The organism is Maribellus sediminis (genome assembly GCF_011799805.1).
GTDB classification, from domain to species: Bacteria; Bacteroidota; Bacteroidia; order Bacteroidales; family Prolixibacteraceae; genus Draconibacterium; species Draconibacterium sediminis_A.
The window spans coordinates 1,487,499-1,508,268 of the sequence record NZ_WXUB01000001.1 but is presented as its reverse complement, the minus strand read 5'-3'; the positions used below and the strand labels follow the sequence as shown (position 1 = coordinate 1,508,268).

The following is a 20,770-nucleotide window of genomic DNA, read 5'->3' as shown; positions in this document are numbered from 1 at the left end:
ATACATCAATCTTATGAATACCAAACTCAGGGTAAATGAGTTTGGTAATCCACCACTGATTTTATATAGATAAATGGTATTTTTAGGGCATTCAAACATAAACTATGCAACACAAACATTTGGTACGAAAAGCTTCAGGAGTAAGCGAGCCTTTTTCACAACGAAAACTGGAAAGTTCGCTGCGCAAAGCGGGTGCTTCCGAAGAAAATATCTCAATCATTGTAAAAGACATTATTGGCTGGATTCACGAAGGAGTGACAACACAAAAGATCTATGCCCGGGCTTTTCAGCTACTTCGGAAATTGCGGGGTGGTACCGCGGCACGTTATAAGCTCAAAAAGGCCATTATGGAACTCGGCCCCACAGGCTTTCCGTTTGAACATTTTGTAGGCGAGTTGATGAAAGCTGAAGGCTACTCGGTAAAAACGGGCCAGCTGATGCAGGGAATTTGCGTTCAGCACGAAGTGGATGTAGTGGCCACCAACTCGAGTACCCAGTGTTTGATGGAGTGCAAATACCACAACAGCCCCGATAAGATATCGAATGTACAGGTTCCGCTATATATTCGTTCGCGAATGAATGACATTATCGACCGGATTAAAAACAATCCTGAATTGAAAGGTTTGAATTTTGAAGGCTGGGTGGTTACCAACACCCGTTTTTCTGAGGATGCAATTTCGTACGGATTATGCAGTGGATTAAAAATGATGAGCTGGGATTTTCCCGCGAACAATGCGTTAAAAGACCGGATTGAAAAACATCACCTGTTCCCGGTTACTTCACTCACCCGGTTAAGCGTAAAACAAAAACAATTGCTCATGGAGGCCGGCATTGTTCTTTGCCGTCAGATTCAGGATAATCAGCATGAAATAGCAAAACTTGGATTAACTCCTACTAAACGAAAAAGGTTGATGGAAGAAGTTCGGGACCTGTCGTTGTAAAACACTTTGTATACCTAGTTTTCCAGGCGGTTCAGAACTTCGGTTCTGTAGCTTCTGCTGATCGGTATTTGTTTTTTTCCTATCTCCACGTATTCGGAAGTAAACGAGTCGATGGAATTTTTTGCAACGATAAACGACCGGTGAACACGCATAAAATCCTGCTGCGGCAACTTTCCCTCAATACTGGAAATGGTTTCGCGTGTAACCACATTTTTGGTTTTCAGAAAAATACGAATGTAATCGGCCATGCTTTCAATGTAAAGAATTTCGTCGCAGTTAATCTTTACCATTTTCCGATCCGACCGAACAAAAAATGATTCATTGGTTTCGGCTATAATCTTTTGCTCCGGCGCCTGCTGAACATGAACGCTCTCGTTGTAAAACTTATTAACTCCCTGCAGCAATCGTTCAAATGAAATGGGTTTTAGCAGGTAATCAACTGCCTGCAGATCAAATCCATCAATCGCATATTCTCTATAGGCAGTGGTAAAAATTATTTTGATGTTCTTGTTGATCGATTTGGCCAGCGAAAGACCTGAAATTTCGGGCATATTAATATCTAAAAACAGGAGATCGATATCCTGAGTGCTGATCAAATGAAAAGCTTCCATGGCATTTTTGCAGCTTCCTGCAAGTTCCATGCTTTCGATCTTTGCCAGGTGGCTTTCCAGAATTTCCCTGGCTACGGGCTCATCGTCAACAATAATGCACTTAATCTTTTTCATTGCTTTTAGCTTTAGTCAGGTCACTGATCACTAACTCGGCAAAATACCATTGGCCCTCAACCTTCCCCGACAGGTGATAATTATCCTTATAATTCAACTCCAAACGCTTACGAATATTTTTCAGGCCAATACCACCATATTTTTCCTCCTCGTCGTGGTTGAGATAAGTATTCCCAATCGAAAAGTCCAGTTTCTTCCCCTGAACTTTTATCGTGATTTTTATTTGTAAATAACCTTCAAGCAAATTCCCGTGTTTAAAGGCATTCTCAACAAAAGGGATCAGCAACATCGGGGCAACCTGAATGTTTTCATCTATTTCATCAGCGAGAAAAATCACTTTCAGAGTATCTTTAAAACGGATCTTCTCCAACTCGATATATTCCTTTATGTGCAGCACTTCTTCCTTTAAACTCACTCGTGGCTTATCAACCTGATAAAGGATATAGTCGAGCAGATTCGATAGTTTCAGAATTATCTCAGGTGTATGTTCCGATTTTTTGAGAGCAAATCCATAGATCGTATTCAGTGTGTTGAACAGGAAATGCGGATGAATCTGCTTTTTCAGGTAATGCAACTCCTGTTCCTTTAGCTGAAGCTGCGTTTCGAGTATCTTGTTCTGAAGTTCTTTATTTTTTGAAAGCGTTTTTAAATTGTGATTAAACAAACTTGCAAAGCTTACAAAACCCACAACCAAAATAACAAGTACAAATACAAACGTAAAATTTTTGCTCATTGGCGGCATACTGTTTATATCGAAATGCAGCAGAAAATAAAGACAACCATAGAGCAACAAAACAATTTCGTACGAGGTAAATACAAGCAAATAAAAAGTGTAAAGCCCGAATTTCCAGTATTTTTTTGTTAGCAAATATCGCGGAATTAAAAAATAGACCATGAAATAGGTAACTCCCATGGTAAGCGGAAGCAGCAGACTGGAGAACCAGAGAATGTAACTTGTATTATCGTTGTTGTAACTAAAAAAGTAAGCGAAGAAAAACCACACTGCTACCCATAATAACACGTGAACCAACACCAACCTTGTCTTTAATATTCGCAACAAATTCATACAAACAATGTTACACATTTTCTTTGAATCGCAGGTTCTTTATAGACCAATGAACCATTTTATGCCCGCTTTTGCAGTTTATAGGTTGAATTTCATTTTATACCTTTAAATCCGTCGAAAAACAACGTTATCGTTCACCCGGTCGCAATAAAAAAATAGAATAATGAATCTTCTGTAAATTCGATTCAGTATTCACAATAAAAACTTAGTTATGTCGCATCTTATTGAAATTCTCAACGACGGAGGTGTTTATATCACTTATCCAATTTTGCTCTTGCTACTTGTTATGATTGTACTTTTTGTTCGTGCAACGATGGGGAAAGCCGACTTCGACAAAACAAAATCACTGATCGTATCCATTTCATGGTTTTGCATTGCCTGGGGTTATTTAGGCCGTACAATCGGATTGATTTCGGCGTTCGATAAAATTCAGGCTGCCGGCGATATTAGTCCCAGCATGTTTGCCAGCTCACTTAAAATGGCTTTGGTAGGACCGCTGGTTGGTATCTTAACTTTTCTAATTGCTCGTTCTCTCATTATTGTTTTGGTTGCACGGAAAAAATAAAGGTTTGCAAAAATCAAGGTCGCAGCTAAAGAATCCATCCGCCGGTGGGTTCTTTTTGTTTTCAACACTTGGTGGGCTTTTTTGTTATTGTTGAAACACAAACTCAAACCAAATGAAGCCCATTACCACCATCGATGATGTTATCGCCATTCTGGAAGAAATAATTGAAGAGTGCCTGGCCACTGAAAACACCCTGGGGTATTTCGCTGTACTTTATCAGAAAGTAACCATTAAAGTAAAAGAAGAAATTGCGGCCGGCTTTTTTGATGAAGGCCCGCGAATGGAAAAACTCGATGTTGTATTTGCCAAACGTTACATCGATGCCTATTTTGCCTGGACAAAGAAACAAGGGGTAACCAAATCGTGGGAAGTTGCTTTTACGGAAGCACAAAATTCGAACCTGATCGTCGTGCAACACCTTTTACTGGGCATGAACGCACACATAAACCTGGATCTGGGAATTGCAGCAGCCGAAATTTCAGAAGGCAATCCCATTGATAATTTGGAGAATGATTTTAAACGCATCAACGATATTTTAGCTTCCCTGGTTAATGAGGTGCAACAAGGACTTTCATCGATCTGGCCTTTTCTTCGGAAGTTGCTTCGGCTATCCGGCAAGGTTGATAATTATATTGTTGACTGGAGTATGGAGCTCGCACGAAAAGGAGCGTGGAGATTTGCCGTCCAAATGGCAGGTTTGCAGTCTAACGATTGGCCCGAAGAAACAAATGTGAGGGACCGGAAAGTTGCTGCCAAAACAAAAATAATCACACAACCGGGAAAATGGATCCTGCTTTTGTTTTGGATCATCAGGATGAGTGAACGCGGAACAGTAGCCGACAAAATCAAAAAATTAAGGCGATGAAAATCATTTCCATCGCCTTTTATTTTGCTATCCTTCAATCTTTTCGTGGACCGTTTTCAAGATCCGGTTTTCTTTTTCGCGGGCAGAACTTAACAGATCTTCTGCCTTTTGAAGTGCTGTTTCAAGAAACGCCTTGTCGCCAAAACCCGCGGCGTTGATTTTCACATTCAGATAAGCTCCTTCTACTGCCGTGCGCGCACAGAGCGCACCAACTCCGGCATCCGACACCGAGTTCGGATTTCCAAAATCGGCCATGGCAGCCATCACTTCCATGGAATCGTGTGCCAGTTGCATCACTTTTAAGGGTACTTCAATCGCATTTTTCGTAGCATCGTGAATAGCTTGCTTTCGCTCGGCAATTTCCTGCTCACTCGATTTTGGCAAACCAAAAGCCGCCATTATTTTGTTGAAAGCGTCGGTGTCTTCATCCACACAATTCAGCAAAGCGCTATGATAAGTTTTCCCCTTTTCAGCCCAATCAGAAAACTCTTCCCAACGAGCATCCCAGCCGCGTTTATGTGCTGAAAGATTGGCTACCATCGATCCTAAAGCTGCACCGAGCGCACCAACATAAGCAGAAATAGAACCTCCACCGGGAGCAGGTGATTCCGACGCTGTTTCATCCTTGAACCGGGTCAGCGTCATATCGATCAGTTTTTTCGCCGACTTGTCTTCGATAACGTATTCAATAATTTTTTTCTTCGGATCGAAGGGGTACAATTCATCCAACCCCAGCGACTTCACCGCAATTTTAATGATCTCTTCGTCTGAGATTCCGGTAGATCGCTCCTGCTTTTTCAGAAAATATTTTCCTGCATCGAGCATGGCTTGCAGGGGAATCAGCCCAACCAATTCCGAACCTGTCACACGAATTCCACGTTCGCCGGCTTTTTCCACAACTTCATCAAAAGCTACATGAACCGGGGTTACGGTAATATCAGTCAGGTTCATCGAGATCTGTGCTACGCCGTATTCCTCGATGTACCAACCAATCGCACGCGTTTTTTTAAGCGTTCCCGGAATGCGAACGGGCTCGCCGTTTTCATCGTTTACAATTTTTCCGGTTACCGGATTCCCTTCGCGTTTTACACGGCCAGCTTCGCGCACGTCAAAAGCGATGGCATTCGCACGGCGGGTTGAAGTCGTATTCAGATTTATATTGTACGCGATCAGGAAATTTCGTGCACCAATTGCTGTGGCACCGCTTCCGGCTACTTTCTCATTCCATGCTGTCGGACCGAAATCGGGTTTCCATTCATCGGAAGAAATACGTTCTTTTAAAGCTTCATATTCACCTGAGCGACAATTCGCCAGGCTCCTGCGCTTCTCATTGAATGCCGCAAATTCGTAGCAGAATACCGGAATTTCAAGCTCCTCGCCAACTCTTTTGGCCAGTTTGCGGGCGTATTCCACTGCTTCTTCCATTGTTACGTTGGCAACGGGCACCAAGGGACAAACATCGGTGGCTCCAAAACGCGGGTGTTCACCGTGATGTTGACTCATATCAATCAGTTCAGCCGCTTTTTTAATCCCCCGAAACGCTGCTTCTAGAACATCATCGGGTTCGCCTACAAATGTTACAACGGTGCGGTTGGTCGCTTTCCCCGGATCAACATCCAGCAAGCTTATCTCTGCCACACTTTCAATGGCATTTGTAATTTCTTTTATTATGCTCATATCGCGGCCTTCAGAAAAATTAGGCACGCATTCTATAATTTTCTTCATCGATTTAGATTTCTTTTTGACCACTAAGGGCGCAAAGTTCTTCACTAAGTCTCTCCAAGTGATTTTTATACAATTACTCTTTTAATTCCATCTTTTAAACTTTTCACATTAAAATACACAAGCAACCCAAGCTTACATCCTGATAATTTTTGATAGGTAATTAACTGTGCCAGATGAACTTCATTTAGTGCATCAACCGATTTAATTTCAATAACTACCTTGTTTTCCACCAATAAATCCATTCGGTATCCGACATCCAACTTCACTTTTTTGTAAACCAGAGGCATTGGTTTTTGCGCTTCAACCACAAGATCTTTTTGCTGAATTTCATATTTCATACATTCTTCATATGCACTTTCGAGCAATCCCAGTCCCAATTCTGTATGTACCTTAAAAGCACAATCCAAAACATTTTTAAACAATACTTCAATTTCCATATTTCGTGTAACTTGGTGTCAAACATTGTGCGACTTCGTGGTTAAATGCCCCAAAGTCGATTCGAAATTAATGAGGAGAATCTGAAAATCGAATGATATTTAGCAGTGAATTCTAAAATGATTGCACCTCGCCATTCAGGATGACGGTTTCAACCAGGTTCGAGCCATAAGAATAGGGCAAATATTCGATTCCGGGCATTTCTGAAGTAATAAACATATTCGCTATTTTCCCACGTGCAATGGTTCCGTACGATTCGTGTAATCCCATGGCGTATGCTGAATTAATGGTAGTTGCATTGATCACTTCTTCGGGAAGCATTTTGTATTTGATGCAACCCATTGCCGAGATCAGGCTCATGTTCCCACTGGGCGACGATCCGGGATTATAATCCGAAGCCAAAGCAATTGGTAATCCGGCATCGATCATTTCACGGACCGGTGACAGTTTCATACCCAGAAAAAAGGCAGCTCCCGGAAGTACCGTCGGCATTGTTTCGGTGTCTTTCAATGCCTCGATCTCTTCTTTTCCGATAAACTCCAGATGATCAACAGAAAGTGCATTGTACTTAACTCCAACCTGAACACCGCCGGTCAAACCCAGCTCGTTGGCGTGAATTTTTGGACGCAGACCATGTTTAATACCGGCCATTAAAATCCGCTCGGTATCTTCAACCGAGAAAAAACCCTTATCGCAGAAAACATCGATATAATCGGCGAGATCTTCGGCAACTACCTGCGGAATCATCTCATTGATAATGATATCGACGTATTTCGAAGGATTGTTTTTGTATTCCAGCGGAATGGCATGAGCTCCCAAAAAAGTAGAACGCACGCAGATAGGTGCCGTTTCACGGATCCAACGATTAACACGAAGCATTTTCAATTCGTCTTCGACATTCAATCCGTAACCACTCTTAATCTCAATTGCGCCGGTTCCCATTTTTATAACCTCAATTACCCGGTGCATGGCGTCGTTATATAGCTCTGCTTCCGACATTTCGTGAAGCCGTTTGGCAGTGTTCAGGATTCCACCACCATTCTTGGCAATCTCTTCATACGTCAAACCTTTGATTCGATCAACAAACTCCTTTTCGCGTGGTGCAGGATAAACAAGATGGGTATGCGAATCGCAAAAACTGGGGTACACCAAACGGTTGCTGCAATCTATCTCAATCAATAAATCATCGTCGCGATACCTGTCCTTAAGGGCACTCATCGGGCCAAAATCCTCGATAATTTCATCGCGTATAATTATATAAGCATTTTTAATGGTTTTAACCGTCGCCATTTCCTTTCCAGCCCTGAAATCAAAGGGTTCATCTTCAACCTGAACAAGTTCTTTTATGTTTTCGAGAAGTAACTTCATTTTGTTTAAATTGATAATAAAAGGTACGAAATTGAAGGAATAAATCAACTGCTAATGCCTATAAATTCATATGAATTATGTCAAGGTTGATAAGGATTTAGCTGAAAACAGAAGGTATGTCGAGAAAGTTAGGTTGAAATTGCGGGGGAGAAACTATGAAAGAGAGTCTTTGAAAAAGAAAAAAGAACTGCTAAAAATGCCGCATAAAACATATTGGTTGCAAGGAATTCCTTTATAACAAAAAAGCCCGCCAGATTAACTAACGAGCTTTTGTGTCTTTTATGCTGACCGGTTTATTCGTCGATCGAAATAGCTTCTACCGGGCAAACCTCTGCGCATGAACCACAGTCGGTGCAAAGTTCCGGATCGATAGTATAGATATCTCCTTCTGCAATCGCGTCAACCGGGCACTCGTCAATACAAGTTCCACATGCAATACATTCATCTGAAATTTTGTATGCCATAACAATGAATTTTTAGTTTAACATTAACGTTTTCGCAAATGTACAAAGAATGGTAAAAAAACAAAGTTCAGAATTTAAATTATTATCCCCATTTACTCTATTCGTGTACGACACGCTGATTAACTGCACATTAAGCGCGTCATCATTATTTAGATTCAATTAAATTATTAACGATTAAGTAGCCTTGTATAGCTTTTTGAAGCACAAAACTAACAAGAGGCGTTTTCAAGCAATTGTAACTGTGTATTCAAATTGACCGCCGGATAATGATTTTCCTGCATAAAGTTCAGGTATTTGAGAATTTTAAATGCGTTGAATTTCTGAAAAAATCGATTTTTAAAAGCTACTGAAGTAGAGCAGTTCCTGTTTAAATCTTCCAGTTCAAGCCAAAAATCGGTTTCGTGTAGAAATTCGGAAATACCGTTTGGGAGCTCCTTCAATATCGAATTGTACTTTTCGAAATCTGTTTTGTAAAGTGAACATTTTATATCGAAGAACTTCTTCAGATCGATGAAGGACTGAAAACTGTATGTTTTTAGCAGATCTTCTTCACCACTCATCCACTTCGAAAGAATTGGTCCGGTACCAAAAGGTACACGATCCGACAAACGTGCCGATGGATACACCTTCGTTCCTGTAATTTCGCCAACTGTTCCAAGTTGTACCAGGTTTTGCAAAAAATAGAAATCCTCGCCCGCCTGTCTTCTATTCATACCTCCTCTTCGCACATAGGCGTCGGCAGTAACAGCAAAGGCAGATCCTATAGTAAACATCGCATGCGGATATCCGGCAAAATCGAGTGAATTTTTATAATAGTAAAGGTATTTTTCATACAATTCAATTCCCTCGCGGTGTTTGTTATCGAGCTGATCTTTGGGATGCTCAAAGGCTAACGTTGCTCCAACCTGTTTAGGATGTTTTTTAAAATGCCGTTCCAGTTCAACGAGGTAATTCTTTGCTACCAGGGTATCAGCATCAAGCGATACAATGATACCATCAGTTTTATTCAGAAGATTAAAGCGCCGAACTGCTTCATCCATTCCCTTCTTTCTGGCCAGACCTGCACCGGCCCACTTCTTTCTCAGAACTACGGGCCCCACCGCGTAAAAGCGAAGTTCATCACTAGTCTTACTTCGCATCCAAACATCAAGCTCTGCCTTGGTTTGCTGATTTTGCTGAGTGATATTTTCAGCTGCAGTTTCTGAATGGTTGATCAGCACAATAATTTCAACAGTGGATCCGGGCCTGTCGCAACGCACTAAACTTTCGAGCGTTTTTACAATCTCAGGTTCATTCAAACACGGAATCACAACAATCAATCCTGTGTGTTCATCCGGCTCATCCTGAACCAACGCTACATTCTGATTTTTAATTAAATACTTATCGGCAAACATCGTTTACAAAGCTAAAATAAAAGGCAAAAAAAATCCGGGCATTACCCGGATTTCTCAAATAGTATCGTAATTTCTACTCTGGCTTGCTTGCTTTATATTCTTCGTTAAGCGCGGTTAAAACTTCACCGGTTATGTTGTGCGCCTCGTTACCGATCAGTACATCGGCACCATTAAAAATGTAATCGTACTGCGCAGTTTCGTTATACTTTTTCAGATAATCCATTAGTTTATCCAGTATTTGTTGGTTGTTGGCTTGCTGAAGTTCGGCCAATTTATTCGACAACTCCTGATCGAGTTTCAGAATCTCCTGTTCTTTTCCCATCAATCGGTCGCGTTCCTGAACCGCACGTTGTTCGGTAAGGAAACCTCCACGTTGTAATTTTTCCTGAAAAGCTGCAGCTTCTTTTTCAAACAACTGACGCTTTGTACCGTATTCTGTAGTGTAAGCTTCCTGCTTTTTTGTGAAATCGTCGTGCAGATCCTGCGACAGTTCGTAATTTAGAATTACTGAATCGGCTTTTACATAAGCAATTCTTAAACCGCCGGCAGATTCTCCGTTGCTACTTCTAACCTGAGAGCTTTGTGTGTTATTCCCATTTCCGGTAAAATGCAATACATATAAAACGGCAACAGCCACAAACAAAATCGCACTAACAACTAATGATGATCCTTTCATTTATTTAATTCTTTTAATACTGAACGTATAGGTTCGTCTGTTTTTTTAGTTCGGACAAAGATATAAGTTTCGTTGAAATGCGATAACCGAATTCAAACTTTTTTTATCTCACTAATTCACAACCAGTTCTACAAAAAACATGCGGTAAATCATATTCACTCACTGATAAACATCATTGAATTAGAGTTTCGTTATAATGTATTTTTGACAAATACGATATATGTGAAACTTAAAGTCTACAATGTTGAATAAGATAATAGCAAATATTCTTCCCTACATGCCGAAAAAACTGATATGGGTGTTTTCGAAAAGGTACATAGCCGGCGAAACAATAGAAGATGGTTTACTGGCATCGAAACTTTTGAACGAAAAAGGGATAGAAGTTACTATTGATATTTTGGGTGAATTTATCCGTTCGATCGACGAAGCTGAACAGAATAAAAACGAATACCTCGAGGTGATCGAACGTTTTACGAACGAAAACGTAGTGGGTAATTTCTCGCTGAAACCAACCAGTTTTGGTTTGCTGATCGATAAAGAAGTTTGCTACAATTATATTCGCGAAATTGTTGCTTTTGCAGCTGAAAAGGATTCATTTGTTCGAATCGATATGGAAGATTCGCAGTGTGTCGATCTCGAGATCGAGCTTTTCAGAAAACTACGCAAAGAATTTCCGAAAAATGTTGGGCTCGTTGTACAGGCCTACATGCGCCGCACAAAAAGCGATCTGGAAGGACTCAACGATTTGAATTCGGAAAGCGCTCCGCTCAGTTTCCGTCTTTGTAAAGGTATTTATGTTGAGCCTGAGCGAATAGCATTTAAAGGTTATGAAGAAGTACGGGCCAATTACCTGGCCGACCTGAAATACATGTTCGAAAATAATATGTATGCAGGAATTGCTACCCACGATAAATATTTGGTAGACGAAGCAATCAAACTAATCAGGGAAATGAACATCCCGAAAAGCATGTACGAGTTTCAAATGCTTTACGGAGTTACTCCTGAGTTACGTCAATCGATTGTTGACGAAGGCCACCGGATGCGTGTTTATGTTCCTTACGGGAAACAATGGTTTGGATACTCAACACGCCGGCTGAAAGAAAATCCGAAAATGGCACAGCACATTATTAAGGCGTTATTTATACGAGGTTAATTTTGGGGGTTAAACTGTAAAAAGGACGGCATTTATGTCGTCCTTTTTTTTTCTGAAAGTCTCGTAGTGCAATAATTGGTTATCAGGGGTAGAATCATTTATTATTAACTCACCCTGATTGTGCCTACGACACAATCGTCCCTCTCTGCGAGCAGAGAGGGAATGAGGGAGAGTCTGCATAAAATTGTATGGCTTTCATTCCTGTTGGTGATTCCCTGGAATCATGATTGTTTTATGGCTTTAACTTTTTAGTTTCACGATTACTTCTTCTAATGGGCGTTTTGGTACATGATGTACTTGTTCCTCATCGCGCCAGTATTTAATATCATTTTCGGCGGTTTCGAGTACTACTTTCTCAGCCGGCTTGCCAAGTGCTATTAACCAAAGTATTTCCAACGTCTCATCCAACTGAAGAATTTTAGCCACTTTGCTTTTATTTACAGAGCCGATAATGCACCCTCCAAAACCGTCTTCAACCGCACCAAGCAAAATGCTTTGCATGGCAATTCCATCGTCGCAATAATGATTATCTGAAATTTGATGGTCGTTCAAAACAACTACAAAAGCCACGGGGCGTTCTCCTTCCGCCGGACCTTTCCAGTTGCTTAAGTATCCTGCCCAACCCAAAAAAGGAAAGATCTTCTCACAGGTTTCAGGCGAAGTAACAAGGGCATATTTCAGTGGCTGCATATTCCGTCCGCTTGCGGCCATTCGTGCCAAATCAATCCATTTACTTATTTGTTCATCGGTGAGTTTAACTGCAGAGTCGAAGCGTCGGTAACTGCGGTTTCTGATAATGAGGTCGCGTATCATAAACTTTGGTTTTATTCTAAAATCTAAAGGAAATAAAAAAAGAAAAAGGATAAAAGTGAAGTACAAAAGAATTGCTGACCAAACTTAACCACAAGAAAAAATTACATCACCCTATCCTTTAATTTCAAAACGCCGATGCCAAATGCATATTATCCTTCAAGGATTAATAAATGTTAAACCTTCGATTATTTATTATGGCAATACTTCAGTTATTCATAAATAGCCTTAATTTTGTAGAACAGAACAGAACAAAACTGAGCCTTAAAATGAGCGAATTGAAACTGATTATCGATGATAATTCAAGCGTATTGAAATTTCAGCAACTGGTTGAAGTCATTATCGATGCCATAAGTCAGAATCAACTGAAAGAGGGTGAAATGCTGCCTTCGGTCAACCAGATCATGAACGATACACAGCTATCGCGAGATACCGTTTTTAAAGCTTATGCTGAGTTAAAACGCCGTGGAGTTGTGGAGTCGGTTCCCAATCGCGGTTATTTTGTTACCCGAAAGATCACCAAAGTTTTCCTTTTTCTCGATACGTTTAAAGCCTATAAAGAGGTGTTGTATCATTCTTTTATCAATCAACTGCCAAAAGATATCAGTGTCGATCTGCATTTTCACCATTACAACATCGATATTTTCGAAAAGATCATCGACGAAAGTCTGGGTAAATACAGTAAGTACATTATCATGAATTTTGACAACAGAAAGGTTTCGAAGATCATTTCCAAAATTCCGGAAGATCAACTGCTCATTATCGACTGGAGTATAAGAGCCCCCGAAAAATCATCGGTTATTTTCCAGGATTTTGGGCAGGCCGTTTATACCTGTTTAAACGACAATTTTGACACTTTAAAGAAATACGGGGAGTTCATTTTTTATTATCCTAGTTTTACTTATCACCCAAAAGAAGCTGTTGAATATTTCGAACAATTTTGTACCGACAAGAAAGTTAAGCACTCCATAATTTACAGCGATAAGGAATTTCAGATAAAGAAAAATGCGCTCTACCTGCTGGTAAGCGACCGCACCCTTGCCGGTTTTCTCGATCAATGCGAAGAAAAGGGATTTGAACCGGGTCGCGAAGTTGGCGTGATTTCGTACAACGATACGCCTATGAAAAAATATGTCAAGAACGGAATTACCGTTATTTCTACAGACTTTAAACTGATGGGGCAAAAAGCCGCTGAGTTTGTTACTTCGGGCGGCACCATCAAATACGAGGTCCCTACCCGCTTAAAGATCCGAAGTTCCGTATAATATGCTATAAAACATTATTCATGTATTTGACGAAATCAAAATAGCACGTAATTTTGCAAACATAACAGAACAGAACAGATTGAAATATAATAAAAATTAAACCGATAATAATCATGCATTTATTAGGATTCGACATTGGAAGCTCTTCTGTAAAGGTCTCACTCATACAGGGAGAAACAGGCGCAGTTGTTGCCTCTTCCTTCTACCCAAAACAGGAAATGAAAATAACCGCACACAAAGCAGGTTGGGCCGAACAGGCACCTGAGTTGTGGTGGGAAAATTTGAAACTGGCACTTGCCGATGTTCTGAACGCTTCGAAAGTCGACCGCGAAAGTATTGAAGCCATCGGAATATCTTACCAAATGCATGGTTTGGTTATGGTGGATAAAAACCAGGAGGTTATCCGTCCATCCATTATCTGGTGCGACAGCCGTGCAGCGGCAATTGGCGACCGCGCATTTGAAGAAATCGGAGGACAACGTTGTTTAACCAACCTGCTGAATTCGCCGGGTAATTTTACTGCCTCGAAACTAAAGTGGGTAAAAGACAACGAGCCTGAATTATTTGCAAGGGTTCATAAAATTATGCTTCCGGGCGATTACATTGCCATGAAACTAACAGGAGCAGCACAAACAACAGTTAGCGGATTATCAGAGGGCATTATGTGGAATTTCAAGGAAAACCGTTTGGCCGATCTTTTATTCGACAACTATGGTTTTTCATCCGAAATCATTCCCGAAATTGTTCCGACTTTTGTCAATTCCGGTCAACTGTCAGAATCAGCTGCCATGGAATTGGGGCTTTCAACCAAAACAAAAGTAAGCTACCGTGCCGGCGACCAGCCCAACAATGCTTTATCGCTGAACGTGCTTAATCCGGGAGAGATTGCTACCACTGCAGGAACTTCGGGTGTTGTTTATGGTGTTAGCGACGAGGTAAAATACGATCCGCAATCACGGGTAAATACCTTCGCGCATGTGAATCATTCGGATGTTGATCCAAGACTTGGTGTGCTGCTGTGCATAAATGGAACCGGAATTCTGAATGCCTGGTTGAAACGCATGATTGGCGAATCGGTTTCGTACGAAGAAATGAATGAGCTGGCGGCAGGTGCTCCCATCGGCTCAGCCGGTGTATCTATTCTGCCTTTTGGTAACGGAGCTGAACGTGTTCTGAACAACAAAAATATAGGTTCGCAAATCTCGGGAGTAAACTTCAATATTCACAAGAAAGGACATTTATTGCGTGCAGCCCAGGAAGGAATCGTTTTCTCGTTCAAATACGGTATGGACATAATGGCAAACATCGGAATCAATGCATCGGTGATCCGTGCCGGAAAAGCAAACATGTTCCTCAGCCCGATTTTCCGCAACACACTGGCTGGTATTTCAGGTGCCACGATTGAATTGTATAATACCGACGGATCGGTTGGTGCTGCTCGTGGTGCCGGAGTTGGTTCGGGGTATTACAAATCGTTTGAAGAAGCCTTTACCAACCTGAAAAAGCTGGAAGTTATTGAACCTGATTCTTCTAAATCAGCTGAATATACTGATGCTTACGAAAACTGGAAAATACAGCTTGAAAAGGCTATAAAATGAGCAAAGAGCTATGAGCCGCGAGCCACGAGCTTTGAACATCAAGAATCAAACAACAATATTAATTCACTAAAATAAACAATCATGGAAGTATTAAAAGGAAACAAAGAGTACTTTAAGGGCATCGACCAAATTAAATACGAAGGCCCTGATTCAAAAAATCCATTGGCATTTAAATGGTACGACGAGAACAAAGTAGTTGCAGGAAAAACAATGAAAGACCACCTGCGTTTTGCAGTGGCTTACTGGCATACCTTCTGTGGAACCGGAGAAGATCCGTTTGGACCCGGAACACAGATTTTCCCATGGGTAGGTGCTGCTGATGCAATTGATGCTGCAAAGGAAAAAATGGATGCAGCCTTCGAGTTCATTACAAAAATGAACATTCCGTATTACTGTTTCCACGATACTGACGTTGTTGGTGGTGGTTCTGTTTTCGAAATTGAAAAGAAACTGGCAAAAATTATTGATTACGCCAAAGAAAAACAAGCTGCTTCAGGCGTAAAACTGCTTTGGGGAACAGCCAACGTTTTTTCTGATCCACGTTACATGAACGGAGCGTCAACCAATCCTGATTTCAATGTACTGGCAAATGCTGCTGTTCAGGTTAAAAATGCCATCGATGCCACCATCGAACTGGGTGGAACCGGCTATGTATTCTGGGGAGGACGTGAAGGTTACATGAGCCTGCACAACACCGATACAAAACGCGAACTGGCTCACCTTGGACAATTCCTTACTGTTGCCCGCGATTATGGTAGAAAAGCAGGTTTTAACGGAACTTTCTTTATTGAACCGAAACCGATGGAGCCAACTAAACACCAGTATGATTTCGATGCACAAACCGTTATCGGCTTCCTGAAAGCACATGGTCTTGACAAGGATTTCAAACTGAATATTGAGGTGAACCACGCTACTTTGGCCGGTCATACTTTTGCTCACGACCTTAGAATGTCGGCCGATGCAGGTATGCTGGGATCGATTGACGCTAACAAAGGTGACTACCAAAACGGCTGGGATACAGACGAATTCCCAACTAATATTTACGAAATTACCGAAGCGATGCTCGAAGTTCTTCAGGCTGGTGGTTTCAATCACGGTGGTATCAATTTCGACGCCAAAACACGCCGTAACTCTACCGACCTTGAAGATATCTTTATTGCTCATATTGGTGGTATGGACGTATTTGCCCGTGCACTGGTAATTGCTGATAAAATCCTGAGTGATTCGCAATACCTGTCGATGCGTAAAAACCGTTATGCTTCGTTCGATTCAGGTAAAGGTTTGGAATTTGAATCGGGTAAACTGAGTCTTGAAGACCTTACTAAAGTAGCAGCCGAAGTTGGTGAGCCGGCACAGATCAGTGGCAAACAGGAATTGATTGAGCAACTGATCAACTGGTACATCTAAAATGAAGGAAAGAAACACCTTCTATATTGCAACCATAACATTAGTAGCCACCCTTGGTGGCCTTTTGTTTGGTTACGACACGGCTGTGATCTCCGGTGCCGACAAGTCGATACAAGCCTTTTTGATAACTAGTCTTGGATTGAGTTCGCTGGCACACGGAGCAACCATTTCGAGTGCGCTTATCGGCTGTATTCTAGGTGGAAGCATTTCCGGACTACTGGCTTCGAAACTGGGTAGAAAGAATACCCTGTTTCTTGCAGCTGTACTGTTTTTTGTATCTGCACTCGGATCGGGCAATCCCGAGTTTCTATTTTTCGAAAAAGGAGTGCCAACAATGGGATTGCTGTACATGTTCAACTTTTACCGTATAATCGGTGGAATTGGAGTTGGACTGGCTTCAGCTGTAAGTCCGATGTACATTGGTGAAATTGCGCCGGCAGATATTCGCGGTCGACTGGTTTCGCTGAACCAGTTTGCCATTATTTTTGGTATGCTGGTAGTTTATTTTGTGAACTGGGGTATTGCCAACGGTCAAACATTAGACTGGATCAACACAGTTGGATGGAGACGCATGTTCACTTCAGAAGCTATTCCGGCAGGACTTTTTGGTATTTTGTTGTTTTTCGTTCCTGAAACACCGCGCTATCTGGCGATAAAAAACCAGAACGAAAAAGCTTTGCAAATCCTTACCAAAATAAACGGTGCTGTACGTGCCGCTGAGATCATGCAGGAAATCAAAGGTTCTGTTGTTAAATCGTCGGCCAAGTTATTCTCTTACGGAAAAGTAGTGATCATCATAGGAATCCTGCTCTCGGTTTTTCAGCAGTTTGTAGGGATAAACGTAGCACTTTATTACGCCCCCCGTATTTTTGAAAGTATGGGCGCCGAAAAAGATGCTTCAATGATGCAAACCATTATCATGGGACTAGTGAATGTGATCTTTACCGTAGTTGCTATTCTTACCGTTGATAAATGGGGACGTAAACCACTGTTAATGGTAGGTTCTGTTGGTATGGCAATCGGCATGTTCGCAATTGGTTCGCTTGCCTTTATGAAAGTTATCGGCATCGGAACTTTGGTGTTCATCATTGTTTACACGGCTTCGTTTATGATGTCGTGGGGCCCGATTTGCTGGGTACTTATTTCAGAATTATTCCCGAATAAGATCCGTGGAAAAGCAGTGGCAGTTGCTGTGGCGGCACAGTGGGCAGCCAACTACTTCATTTCGTCGACTTACCCTGCAATGATGGAATTCAGCAGTGGCGGCACTTATTTCTTTTATGGAATAATGAGCATCCTCTCGTTCATTTTTGTGTGGAAAATGGTTCCTGAAACCAAAAATAAAACGCTGGAAGAAATGGAACTGCTTTGGAAAAAGTAAATCCAAATTAAACACTGTATACTATTCGAATCGTCATTCCTGCAAAGAATGACGATTCTTTTTTGGTATCAATCAAAAGTGATCATTGCCTTAATCGCACCGTCTTTATAACCTTCCACAATATCGAATGCCTTATCGGTTTCTTCAAGCTTGAATTGATGCGTCACCATTAGTTCGGCATTTACCTTTCCGGACTGAACAAGTTCAATGGCTTCTTCAACACAATCATTTTGGCGACGTACATTAACAACGGTAATTTCATTTCGGCGCATGAGGTCCATATTGAAAGTATACAGGGCATCGGGTGGAATCCCAACCAAAATCAATTTGCCTCCCGGCTTTAAAACTTTTAAAGCATTGTCAACTGCATCTTGTTCGCCACTGGCTTCAAACACTACATCAAGTAATAATTCGTTCATCGCGCTAACCTTTGCTTCCACATCTTCGATATTTGGTTGTATGCCATACTCTGCTCCTATTTCCAGGGCTTTTTCAAGGCGATAAGCCAAGGGTTCAACCATGCCGATGTTCTTAACACCATCAGCTTTCAATTTTAGCAGAATACTTAAACCAATTGGCCCGGCACCGAAAATAGCTACACTTTGTTTGTTATTGGCCAAAGCTGCAAGTTTTACAGCATACAAGCCAATGCTGAGTGGCTCGATAAGTGCCGCCTGAACAGGGTTCAAAGTTCCGGTAACCGGGAAGCAGGTAAATCCTGGCAGTACGATGTATTCGCCCAAACAGCCATCCAGTTGACCGGGGCAGCCTAAAAATTTATTACTTCGACAGGTATGTGGTCTGCCTGCCAGACACTGGTCGCATACTCCGCAATAAACTGAAGGATCGACGACAACCAAATCACCAATATTTACATGATCAACGTTCTCCCCTTTTTCGACAATCACACCTGAACATTCATGCCCAACAGGAAAAGGAAATTCTACCACCTGACTTCCGATCCTTCCTTCCGAGTAATAGTGAATATCGGATCCGCATACACCAATAACTTTTAATTTTATTTTTACCTCATCAGCAGAAGTGATTATTGGAGCTGCAACCTCTACCATCTCCATTTTTTTAATTCCTGTTAGAACAACCTGTTTCATTTTTAATATTTTCTGTAAGTTATTTTAATATTTAAATAAAATCTCAAAGCATTTCCCATACGTCAATTTACCTGATGAATTACATGACTTTTGTCAACTTAGCATAAAACTAACAGATTTAAATATATTCCGACAATGTTCGAAAAACCGCAAACGTTTTCTAAAACATATTGTTATTTTCACCATTACTGAATATCAATACCTTACAAACTACCACCATTAGTTTTTTAACAAATATTAATTAATTTTTAAAAATGATTAATGATTAAACCATTTTTATACTATCTTAGCCCTGCCTTAATGAACAAGATTACGAAACTTATTAAAACTACCTTTTCTCTATTAGACCAATAAGTTTTCTGATCTAACTAAACTAGACTATGAACAATCGGGTTATCAGCCACAAAAGGGTAACCCGTTTTTTTTTATCCAACGCTCAATTTCCGAAGATTCTTTTTAAACCTGAAGTAAAACAGAATGCCTGCAGTTCCCAATCCAACCAGGTAACCAAACCAGATTCCCTGGGGCCCTATATTGAGTAAGAATGCAAAACCATAACTGGTAGGAATTCCGATAAGCAGGTAGGCAATAAAAGCAATAAACATTGGGGCCGTAACATCCGACATTCCACGCAGCGTGCTTAGCATCACAACCTGCAAGCCATCGAAAATCTGAAAAACGGCAGCAATAATTAGCAATCCTGCCGAAATACGAACCACTTCAACATCGGTGGTAAACAAATAGGGTAAAACGTTTTTTCCACCGATAAATGCCAGCGCTGCTATCGACATAAATGCCAGTACAAGGTGTGTCGAAGCCACTGCGGCCGTTTTCATCGCCCTGTAATCTTTTAAGCCAATCTGATGGCTAACCCTGATGGTATTTGCCTGCGAAACCCCCAATGAAATCATATAAGTGAATGAAGCTAATCCCAGTGCAACCTGATGTGCGGCGAGCGGTGTTTCGCCCAGCCATCCCATCATTACAGCTCCGATCCCGAAAGCAGTTACTTCAACAATCAATTGAAAACCTATGGGAACGCCAATTTTTAAAAGCTGAATAATTTTTTCCCCTGAGATAATTTCGCGATTCGCCATTTTAAAATATTCAAGAAACCGGGCCTTTCTGCTAATCAAAACAATAAACATGATCGGCATAACGATTCTGGAAACCAGAGTTCCGATTCCTGCACCAATAAGTCCCAATTCAGGGAAACCAAATTTTCCGAATATGAGCACATAGTTCACCACGATATTCACGACATTGGCGGATAAGGTGATGGCCATAGCCATTTTTGTATTTCCAACTCCCTCGAAAAATTGCTTGAACGAAAAAAACAGGATAAAAGGAAGGTACGAAAAGCAGAGCAAAATGAAATACGGTTTGGCAAGGGCGAGTACTTCAGGAGTTTGCCCCATAAAAGGCAGAAGAAGATATACCCCAAACATCAAAAGAGTTAAACCCATTGCAGCAATGAGATGTGTAAAGATCCCGTTCTTCAACCACACCACCGTTGACTTCACATCCTTGTTGCCAAAGGCAGTTCCAACCAGAGGGGTCATACCAAAAGTTAGACCCATACCGAAAACCATACCGATCATAAATACACTATTGGCAAACGATGCAGCAGCCAGCTCGGTTGTTCCAACATGTCCAACCATTGCATTATCGATCAACGCTACCATAATCTGCCCTATTTGCGATAACACAATTGGGAAAGCCAGATGCAGGTTGCGCTTATAATATGGAATATATTCTCTGAATTTCACGGCCTTACTAATTAGAAATTACAGGTATAACTGTATGTTTAAGGCGCAAAGATA

General features: G+C 41.3%; 19 protein-coding genes. 8 read left to right on the top strand and 11 right to left on the bottom strand.

Features of this window, described 5'->3' with window-relative positions:
* The first annotated feature begins 104 nt into the window (after nt 1–104).
* The gene (locus HFD85_RS05845) at nt 105–941 is read left to right on the top strand and encodes a restriction endonuclease (RefSeq protein ID WP_167606087.1); all 837 of its coding nucleotides are present in this window, start codon (nt 105–107) and stop codon (nt 939–941) included.
* Nucleotides 942–955: 14 nt separating this feature from the next.
* Here HFD85_RS05845 and HFD85_RS05840 read toward each other — a convergent pair whose 3' ends face one another.
* Both HFD85_RS05840 and HFD85_RS05835 read right to left on the bottom strand, forming a co-directional pair.
* Complete coding sequence (locus HFD85_RS05840) at nt 956–1,666, bottom strand: LytR/AlgR family response regulator transcription factor (RefSeq protein ID WP_167606085.1); 711 nt, start codon at nt 1,664–1,666, stop codon at nt 956–958.
* Nucleotides 1,653–2,732: a sensor histidine kinase gene (locus tag HFD85_RS05835; RefSeq protein WP_167606082.1), complete on the bottom strand. Its 1,080-nt coding sequence runs from the start codon at nt 2,730–2,732 to the stop codon at nt 1,653–1,655. Before HFD85_RS05835 ends, HFD85_RS05840 begins: the two co-directional genes overlap by 14 nt.
* A 211-nt stretch (nt 2,733–2,943) precedes the next feature.
* Between HFD85_RS05835 and HFD85_RS05830 the strand changes: the two genes are divergently transcribed.
* A complete protein-coding gene (locus HFD85_RS05830) occupies nt 2,944–3,297 on the top strand; it encodes a MotA/TolQ/ExbB proton channel family protein (protein ID WP_167606080.1) in 354 nt (117 codons plus the stop codon).
* 112 nt (nt 3,298–3,409) lie between these two features.
* Complete coding sequence (locus HFD85_RS05825; protein WP_167606077.1) at nt 3,410–4,162, top strand: DUF5995 family protein; 753 nt, start codon at nt 3,410–3,412, stop codon at nt 4,160–4,162.
* 27 nt (nt 4,163–4,189) lie between these two features.
* Here the strand turns inward: HFD85_RS05825 and ftcD are convergent, their stop codons facing one another.
* From ftcD to HFD85_RS05795, 6 genes are all read right to left on the bottom strand, one after another.
* Entirely contained in the window at nt 4,190–5,887 is a 1,698-nt protein-coding gene (gene ftcD, locus HFD85_RS05820; protein ID WP_167606075.1) for a glutamate formimidoyltransferase, read from the bottom strand.
* Between the two features lie 65 nt (nt 5,888–5,952).
* A complete protein-coding gene (locus HFD85_RS05815) occupies nt 5,953–6,324 on the bottom strand; it encodes a GxxExxY protein (protein WP_167606072.1) in 372 nt (123 codons plus the stop codon).
* A gap of 112 nt (nt 6,325–6,436) precedes the next feature.
* Nucleotides 6,437–7,690: an imidazolonepropionase gene (hutI, locus tag HFD85_RS05810; RefSeq protein WP_167606069.1), complete on the bottom strand. Its 1,254-nt coding sequence runs from the start codon at nt 7,688–7,690 to the stop codon at nt 6,437–6,439.
* A gap of 293 nt (nt 7,691–7,983) precedes the next feature.
* Nucleotides 7,984–8,154 (bottom strand): DUF362 domain-containing protein, encoded by a 171-nt coding sequence (locus HFD85_RS05805; protein WP_167606067.1) that lies wholly within the window; start codon nt 8,152–8,154, stop codon nt 7,984–7,986.
* A gap of 209 nt (nt 8,155–8,363) precedes the next feature.
* Nucleotides 8,364–9,548 carry a glycosyltransferase family 2 protein gene (locus HFD85_RS05800; protein WP_167606065.1) on the bottom strand — a complete coding sequence of 395 codons (1,185 nt, stop codon included), beginning with the start codon at nt 9,546–9,548 and terminating at the stop codon, nt 8,364–8,366.
* Nucleotides 9,549–9,621: 73 nt separating this feature from the next.
* The gene (locus HFD85_RS05795) at nt 9,622–10,224 is read right to left on the bottom strand and encodes an OmpH/Skp family outer membrane protein (protein ID WP_167606063.1); all 603 of its coding nucleotides are present in this window, start codon (nt 10,222–10,224) and stop codon (nt 9,622–9,624) included.
* A 241-nt stretch (nt 10,225–10,465) separates the two neighbouring features.
* Here HFD85_RS05795 and HFD85_RS05790 point away from each other — a divergent pair, with 241 nt between their 5' ends.
* Nucleotides 10,466–11,377, top strand: coding sequence for a proline dehydrogenase family protein (locus HFD85_RS05790; protein WP_167606061.1), 912 nt, complete (start codon nt 10,466–10,468; stop codon nt 11,375–11,377).
* Between the two features lie 240 nt (nt 11,378–11,617).
* On the opposite strand, the gene HFD85_RS05785 is transcribed toward HFD85_RS05790, so the two are convergent.
* On the bottom strand, nt 11,618–12,190 hold the full coding sequence (locus HFD85_RS05785) for a nitroreductase family protein (protein WP_167606059.1): 573 nt from the start codon (nt 12,188–12,190) through the stop codon (nt 11,618–11,620).
* 266 nt (nt 12,191–12,456) lie between these two features.
* Between HFD85_RS05785 and HFD85_RS05780 the strand changes: the two genes are divergently transcribed.
* The 4 genes from HFD85_RS05780 (at nt 12,457) to xylE (ending at nt 17,838) form a co-directional block, all read left to right on the top strand.
* Complete coding sequence (locus tag HFD85_RS05780; RefSeq protein WP_167606057.1) at nt 12,457–13,452, top strand: GntR family transcriptional regulator; 996 nt, start codon at nt 12,457–12,459, stop codon at nt 13,450–13,452.
* A gap of 113 nt (nt 13,453–13,565) precedes the next feature.
* Nucleotides 13,566–15,050 carry a xylulokinase gene (locus HFD85_RS05775; RefSeq protein WP_167606055.1) on the top strand — a complete coding sequence of 495 codons (1,485 nt, stop codon included), beginning with the start codon at nt 13,566–13,568 and terminating at the stop codon, nt 15,048–15,050.
* A gap of 81 nt (nt 15,051–15,131) precedes the next feature.
* Nucleotides 15,132–16,457, top strand: coding sequence for a xylose isomerase (gene xylA, locus HFD85_RS05770; RefSeq protein ID WP_167606053.1), 1,326 nt, complete (start codon nt 15,132–15,134; stop codon nt 16,455–16,457).
* Between the two features lies 1 nt (nt 16,458).
* Nucleotides 16,459–17,838: a D-xylose transporter XylE gene (xylE, locus tag HFD85_RS05765; RefSeq protein ID WP_167606051.1), complete on the top strand. Its 1,380-nt coding sequence runs from the start codon at nt 16,459–16,461 to the stop codon at nt 17,836–17,838.
* 68 nt (nt 17,839–17,906) lie between these two features.
* Here the strand turns inward: xylE and HFD85_RS05760 are convergent, their stop codons facing one another.
* Both HFD85_RS05760 and HFD85_RS05755 read right to left on the bottom strand, forming a co-directional pair.
* Nucleotides 17,907–18,947 carry a zinc-dependent alcohol dehydrogenase gene (locus tag HFD85_RS05760; protein ID WP_167606048.1) on the bottom strand — a complete coding sequence of 347 codons (1,041 nt, stop codon included), beginning with the start codon at nt 18,945–18,947 and terminating at the stop codon, nt 17,907–17,909.
* A gap of 425 nt (nt 18,948–19,372) precedes the next feature.
* Nucleotides 19,373–20,716: an MATE family efflux transporter gene (locus HFD85_RS05755; protein ID WP_167606045.1), complete on the bottom strand. Its 1,344-nt coding sequence runs from the start codon at nt 20,714–20,716 to the stop codon at nt 19,373–19,375.
* Nucleotides 20,717–20,770: the final 54 nt, after the last annotated feature.